The sequence below is a fragment of the Frankia sp. CeRuru1 genome (assembly GCF_977966315.1).
The window spans coordinates 1-7,382 of the sequence record NZ_CDWWEW010000255.1 but is presented as its reverse complement, the minus strand read 5'-3'; the positions used below and the strand labels follow the sequence as shown (position 1 = coordinate 7,382).

Below are 7,382 nucleotides of genomic sequence, written 5' to 3'. Positions count from 1 at the left end.
CGCTCTAGCCGAGCGGGGAGTGCTCGGCGTCACCGGTCGGGGCATGTTGCCGCAGCTTCTCGGCAGCTGGCTCGTCATCCAGGCCGCTGTCCTGCACAGCCCTCGCGATCTCCGGATTTGCCTGCTGATCGGCTCCACAGGCTTCGTCGATGCCTGGCGATGGATCCGCTGGCTGCCGCACTGTCGGCCGTTGGTACAGGAGAAGACCATTTTCGTCGGAGCCGACGAGGTCAGCCGCTCCCGCCGGATCGCCGAACTGACATCCTTGATCGAGAGTCGCTGCGCCCATCCGCCCGAGGCGCCCAGATCCGACCCCGACATCCTGGTCGTGCTGGACGGGGCCCGGATACTGCGCTCCGTTCCCGGAATGACGACGGTGCTACGCGACGGACCGGCGGTCGGCATCCACGTCATCTGCCTGGAGGCCGACGTCCGGGACCTTCCGCCCGAATGCCGAGCCGTTGTCGAACAGGACGGCGACGAGTTGTTGATGCGGCAGGACCGGTCAGCCGTGATCAGACACGTCTGCCCAGACCTCATCGGTCTCACCGGCCGGCCCGGTCTCACCGACCATGCCGGAGCACCGACCGTCGATGCCGCGGGACTGGCCTCCGCGGCCGGCTGGTGTGAGTCGGTCGCCAGAGCCCTGGCGCCGCTGCGCGACGCCGGTGACGACGACTCCGAGAGCCTTCCCTCCGCCGTCCGACTCCTGGACATCCTCGGCGCCGACCCACCCACGCCGAAGGTGATCCAAGATTTCTGGTCATCGGTGCCGCAGCCGCCCCGGGGCACGGCGAGCAGGGCGGTACCAGTCGGGATCGGTGAGGGTGGGAGGTTCACGATCGATCTCTCTCGCGACGGGCCACACGGGCTGGTCGCTGGCACGACCGGGGCGGGAAAGTCCGAACTGCTGCAGACGATCATTGCTGCGCACGCCGTAATGTACCGCCCGGACGAAATGATCTTCGTGCTGGTCGACTACAAGGGAGGCAGCGCGTTCGCCGAGTGCGCCGCTCTTCCCCACACCGTCGGTATGGTCACCGACCTCGATCCGCACTTGGTCCGACGCGCGCTGAGCTCGCTCACCGCCGAGCTTCGCAGACGGGAACGGATGTTGGCCGCGGCCGGAGCGAAGGACCTCGACGCCTTTCGACGTCTGCTCCCTCATCCCATCGGGCGTCCGACGATTCCCCGCCTGCTTCTGGTCGTCGACGAATTCGCCACGCTAGCCCGCGAACTACCCGAATTCGTCGCCGGATTGGTCAACCTGGCCCAACGCGGACGGTCGCTCGGGATCCATCTCCTGCTGGCCACCCAACGCCCCGCGGGGGTGGTGTCACCGGAGATCCGGGCGAATACGAACCTGCGCATCGCGTTGCGGGTCACCGATGCGGCGGAGAGCGAGGACGTCGTCGGCTGCCCGGACGCTGCTCTGATCAGTCCGGCCACCCCCGGTCGGGCGGTGGTACGCACCGGCCCGGGCATCACGACAGCCGTTCAGACCGGGTGGATCGGTGGACCGGATCCGGTCACCAGACCAGGCGGAGACGGCTCGTCCGGAATCCCTGCGCCCAGGGTCACCCCGCTACCGTGGCCGGAACCGGGTGACGCTCCACGTCGGGATGCCGACACGTCCCAGGCGGTGCCGGCGCCATCGTACGGACCGCCGTCGGAAGACGTGTCCCTGGCAGAGCCGCGCACCGACCTGGCTGCTCTGGTCTCGGCAGTACGGGAGGCCTCGACGAGGCTCGGGATCCCTCCGATACCCAGTCCGTGGCTTCCCCCGCTCCCTGAGCGGATTACCCTCGACGCCCTCGTCGGGGCGACCGCCGGCCGCACCGACCCGAGCGGCCGCACCAGCCCGAGCGACCACACCATCGCCGCGGATGGCGACGGTCACCATCCGGCGGGCTCCAGCGGACGCCCTGGGCTCCACGCGGACGGTCTCGTTCGGCTCCCTCCCGTTGCCATTGGGCTGTCCGATCACTGTGACCGTCAGCTTCAGCTGCCCTTCACGATCGATCTGGAACACGGCGGCCACCTCATGATCGTCGGATCGCCACGAACCGGGCGCTCGACCGTGTTGCGCACCGCTGCCGGCGCCCTCGCCACCGCCCTGCCCGTCGGCGAGCTCCATCTCTACGGACTGGACTGCGGCGGCAACGCCCTGGCACCCCTCGCGGACCTGCCGCACTCCGGTGCCGTGGTGAGCCGGGACGATCCCGAGCGGGTCACGAGGCTCCTCGCCCGTCTGGCCAACGAGATCAGCGAACGGCAGACGATCCTCTCCCGGAAAGGCTTCATGGATCTTGCCGAGGCCCGACGGTCGTGGCGGCCGTCCCCCGGCGATGCGGGCGACGCCATGCGCCCATCGCCGTACCTGGTGCTGCTCGTCGACAGGTTCGAAGGATTTCTGGCCGCCTTTGAGGACGTCGACGGAGGGATACTCGTCGACCAGCTTCTGCGGCTGTTGCGCGAAGGTCAGGCGGTGGGCCTACGAGTGATCATCACTACCGATCGACGAGGGTTGATCGGGCGGCTGGCGTCGCTCGTCGACGAACGACTACTCCTGCGGATGGCCGACCCTTCCGACTACGCGCTCGCTGGCCTGTCCCCCTTCGACATGCCCGGGACGCTGTCCGCCGGACGTGGGGTCGCGGTCGGAGGCCGGTTCCCCAGTCCCGTGGAGACACAGATCGCGCTGCTCGACGCGGACCCCACAGGCCAGGCTCAGGTTGCGGCACTGCAGGCGGTGGGCTCTCGGGCGATGTCCCAGGCGGGCCGATCTGTGGAGGTGTCGCGAAGGCCGCCGGAGCGCTTCGATCGTCGTCCCTTCCGGATCGACGCGCTGCCCTCCCTCGTCACATCCGAGCAGATGGAACGCGCGCCCGGGCGGTCGCGGAGATCCGCGGCGGCGGCCATGCGCCCAGAAAATCGATCTTCGCTGCACGTGCCGATCGGAATCGGAGGGGACGAGCTGGAGATCGTCGAGGTAGATCTGGATACCGACGGCCCCGGTTTCATGATCAGTGGCCCGCCACGGTCCGGGCGCAGTTGCGTTCTACTCACGCTGGCGTTGTCACTCCTCACCGATGGTGCCCGAATCGTCGCGTTGACGCCGCGTCCGTCTCCCCTTCGTTCCCTCGCCCACCGGCCCGGCGTCGTCGCCGTCCTGGACGGGACCATGAACCTCGTGGAGGAGGCGGGAAGCGACGGCACCTGCCGTCGCGGCGGCCGCGGGCGGGGGGAGTCAGCCGTCACGCCGGAGACCCGTCGGACCGACACCATCCGGTCGCTGACCGACCTGCCAACCGGCCTGTCAGGGGACGAACCTCTGGTCGTCCTCGTCGACGACGCCGAGCTGGTCGGTGAACGGGCCGCGGCCGAGCTGGCGGCCTTCTGGCAGGCCGCACGCGACGGCGACGGCGTGTTGATCGTCGCCGGTACGACCGAGGAGCTGCTGGGCCAGTACCGCGGATTCCTCGTCGACGTCCGCCGCGGTGGGTACGGGCTGCTCCTGGCCCCGGGGCGGCCGAGCGACGGCGAACTGCTCGGAGTCCGGCTGTCCCGCACGATCGGCGGCCCCGCGCCTCCAGGTCGCGGGGTGCTGGTGCGCCGCGGAGCCGTCCTTCCCGTCCAGGTCGCCTGTCCCCCGATATCCGACCTGCTCGCGTCCCCCTCTGCTCGAGTCCCGAGAGGAACAATGCCGTGCGAACCGTGACCACACCGGCGGCCCAACAGGCGGCCGGGCGGATGAGCCGACAGCTACCCGATCTGCAGGCAACCACGACAAATCTGATCAATCATGGCAACACGTTGGCGGACCCGCGAAACTGGGAGGGCCCGAAGGCGCAGGTTTTTCGTGCTCAGGTCTGGCCGGAGGTGCAGAGCGCGCTGACCGACCTGCGGACGAACCTCGCCGAGCTCGCCCGCGGCATCACCGAGATCAACCGCCGAACCGCCGCGGCCGGAAGCTGACGGACCACCCCCGGGACCGCCCCTCCCGGGACCACTGTCCGCCGCGCCGTTCGCTCTCTTCCATCTCTTCCATGCCATCGAGGCGCTTTGCCGCCGAGACGGCCGTCCAGATCCCCGCCACCGGAGCACACTATGACCCAGCCGTCCGATGTCACCGTCCGTAGCACGCCACAAGCCGTGACCGCTATCGCCGATCTCACCACGATCATCAACGGCCCGCTGCTCACCCATTTCGACGAGCTCCGCGCCGCGGCGAAGGTACTGATCGACCCGGAGAACTGGGACGGTCGTAGCGCGGTCGATTTCCGGACCACCGTCTGGCCGGGATACGACCGGACCCTCACCGAACTGCACACCCAGCTGGATCAGCTACGTGCGCGGCTCGCCGAGATTCAGAACGAGATCCAGAGTGCCGGATGACCGGGCCAGTCCGGGGTCGGTCCGGCCTCGGTGTGGCCAGCGCCGGTGTTCCGCGGATACGGGAATGGACAAGGTAGTCGATCGAAGGTAGGCCTGCCCTGGTACGCCGCGACACTGGACACTTTTGGAGGTAACTCAACGTAAGAATAAATTTGAACATTTAGTACTAGAATGGCATTAGATGCCCACCTTGGGTAATAAACTGTGGATCTTTCATCTCGAAATTTCCTCTACGCGACCGCACTGGTACGATTACAACGAGTTTGTCCCTCTGTCGCCGTCCAGGCACAGCAGCGCGAGGAGGCCGGGTGCTCACTGCACGGGATCGGCGTGCGGACATCCAGGCAGTTCGGCGCCGCTCTCACGAGTCCCCTCGGCTCGCCCCGGTCCAGAGCCTGGAGCGCCGGCATCCACGGCGGAGACATGCCGTCGACCGGATCCAGGTAATGGTCACAAGAAGGTCAGGGAACTGCTGCTTCGCCCTGGAAACCGGTCTCCAGCGACCTAGCATGAGCGCCACGCAACCGGGCACGAGGCCGTGCCCGGCGTGCCCATGCGCCCGACCCTGCGCCTGATCGGGGAGGTTCATGTCCACGCCGCTCCCGCCACCATCGACACCACTTCGATCCGCGCGGCCGTCCTCGCCGCCGGCATCGATGGCGTCCGCCTCTCCGGCGGCGGCACCGCGGTCACGACGGCGGCTTCCGCGTGCTGGCACCCCTCCCCATCGGATGGTCGATGACAGGCCCGGGAGTGTGCCGGCCCGCCAGCCGGTGCCGGTGGTCTCCGCGGAGCTGCGGTCTCGGGAACGGCTGCGCGCCGCCGGGGCCATCGCTGCGATCGCCGGTGTCGTCCTCGGCGTCCCGGTCGTACTGATCCTGGTACTGGGTCCACCGCTCCAGAGCGGGGACGGGGCCGGCGCGGTCGTCCGAGCCATCCTGTCCCTGCTCTTCTGGGCCGCCTGGCTGCACTTCACCGCCTGTCTCATCGCGGAATGCCGGGCCGAGCTGCGCGGTACCGGCCTCGCCCCGCGGATACCGCTGGGCGGCGCCCCCCAGAACCTCGCCCGCCGTCTCGTCGCCACATCCGTGTTGTTCTCCGGGACGACGATTCTGGTCGCCCCGATGACATACGCCCGGGCCCCCGCCGTTCCGCCTGCGCCCGGCCGGATGGGGACGGCGATGCCGGTATCGACGACCTCGGCGGCCCTGCTCGCTCCGCGGCCGGCTCCGGACGACAGGGCGCCCGCGCTCACGAGGGGTGATCGGGCTCCGGTGGCCACGCCAACGGATCCCGGCGCCGGCACACCGACCCGGCTGACCTGGCCGTCACGGTCGGAACCGGGGACCGGGCCGGCTGGCCCGGCTGGCCGCATGACACCGCGCGTCTGCCACGCCGAGTTGATCAGTCCGATCGCGGACCCGAACGGCCGGCTCGCGCCCAACGGGCGCGTGATGAAGCTCTACGAGGTGCGACCTGCCGAGGGGCGCCACCACGACACCCTCTGGGGCATCGCGGAGCGCTTCCTCGGTGATGGTCTACGGTATCGGGAAATCTTCGACCTCAACGAGGGTCGCGCCCAGCCGGACGGCCGCACGCTGTCCAAGCCATCGCTCATCCATGCCGGCTGGCTGCTGCTGCTGCCCGCCGACGCGCAGGGCGAGGGCCTGCAGGTACTGCATGTGCCGGGCTCCGTCCCGGGATGGCCTGCCACCGAAATGGGTACCGCGCCCCCCGCCCCCGGCGGCTACGACCTCGCTGACCTCGACAACCACGGACCCGGCAACCCCGGCCTCGATGATCCAGAACCCAGCTATCCCGATTTCGAAGACCCCGAGCCGGGGGACGGCGACGGTCGTCTCGGCACCTCTCGTGCGCTGGCGGTCCTGGATGACGCGGCCGCGGTCGTCTCGGCGCAGCACACCGCGGTGGTCACCGGTGGCCCCGCTACACCCAGCCTTCTCGCGTCCGACTCCTTCGGACCGTCCTCTCAGGGTCTACTGGGGATAGCAGCCGCCAGCCTGCTCGCCGCCGGAGTCATGGTGGCGTTGTCCACACGCCGGTCGGGGCCGGCGAGCCCCCCAGAGGACGAGACAGAGCGCGCGCTGCTCCTAGCCGCCGACACGGATGCCGCCCGATTTGTCGACCGCTCACTGCGCGTTCTGTCTGCCGGCCTGACCGATCTGGGACGTCTGCTTCCCCCGGTGTACGCGGCGATCCTCACCGACGACCTGCTGATCCTGCACATGGCACCCGCGGAGGAGGAGCCTCCACCGCTCCCATGGACCGTGGGCGAGGCGCCCGGGTCATGGCGGATCGAGCGGATGCCCGGTCTGCCCGGTGACCAGCCGGCCCAGATGATCGCCCAGATGACGGCCGGCGTGCCGGCTCCGTTCCCGGCCCTCGTCACCTTCGGCCGGGACGACGCCGGGTCACGCATTCTCGTCGACCTGGAAGGCGCTCCGGGCATCATCAGCCTGATCGGCGACCTGGACATCGCGACGGAGGTCGCGATCGCCGTGGCGATCGAGCTGGGAACCAACGTGTGGTCGGATGATCTGCGGGTCTGTCTGGTGGGTTTTCCGGCCGACACCGGAGCCGACCTGACGACGATCGCACCCGCACGGGTCTGGACAGCAGACGACCTGAGCGCCGTCCTCGACGAACTCGCCGGACCGGAGGACGACGCCGGTCGCACCGGCACCGATCCGGCACCGGCAGACCCGCCGACCGTCACCGCGGGCGGCCGCGATCGGGTCACCGGCAATCCACGGGCGCTGGCACCCGATCTGCTCATTCTCGCGGCCCCTCCCGCAGCCGCCGACATCGCCCGGTTGACCAGGATGGCGAACGGGCGGGACGACGCCGTGGGAGTCCTCGCCGTCGGCGACACCCCGGCCGCCCGCTGGCGCTTCACGGTCGGGTCGGACCGCCGCGTGTCCCTCGGCGTTCTCGGCGTCCAGGTACGGGCGCAGGCTCTGAGC

At 69.5% G+C, this 7,382-nt stretch carries 5 protein-coding genes; all 5 read left to right on the top strand.

Annotated elements, in window-relative coordinates; translation table 11 throughout:
• On the top strand, positions 1-3,721 hold a 3,721-nt coding region (locus tag AC08OP_RS17095), incomplete at its 5' end, for an FtsK/SpoIIIE domain-containing protein (protein WP_476615106.1).
• A complete protein-coding gene (locus AC08OP_RS17090; RefSeq protein WP_011434876.1) occupies positions 3,709-3,978 on the top strand; it encodes a WXG100 family type VII secretion target in 270 nt (89 codons plus the stop codon). The genes AC08OP_RS17095 and AC08OP_RS17090, both read left to right, overlap by 13 nt.
• 132 nt (positions 3,979-4,110) lie before the next feature.
• Positions 4,111-4,398, top strand: coding sequence for a hypothetical protein (locus tag AC08OP_RS17085; RefSeq protein WP_476615105.1), 288 nt, complete (start codon positions 4,111-4,113; stop codon positions 4,396-4,398).
• Between the two features lie 547 nt (positions 4,399-4,945).
• Entirely contained in the window at positions 4,946-5,140 is a 195-nt protein-coding gene (locus AC08OP_RS17080) for a hypothetical protein (RefSeq protein ID WP_476615104.1), read from the top strand.
• A partial coding sequence (locus tag AC08OP_RS17075; protein ID WP_476615103.1) for a LysM peptidoglycan-binding domain-containing protein occupies positions 5,130-7,382 on the top strand: 2,253 nt, incomplete at its 3' end. The genes AC08OP_RS17080 and AC08OP_RS17075, both read left to right, overlap by 11 nt.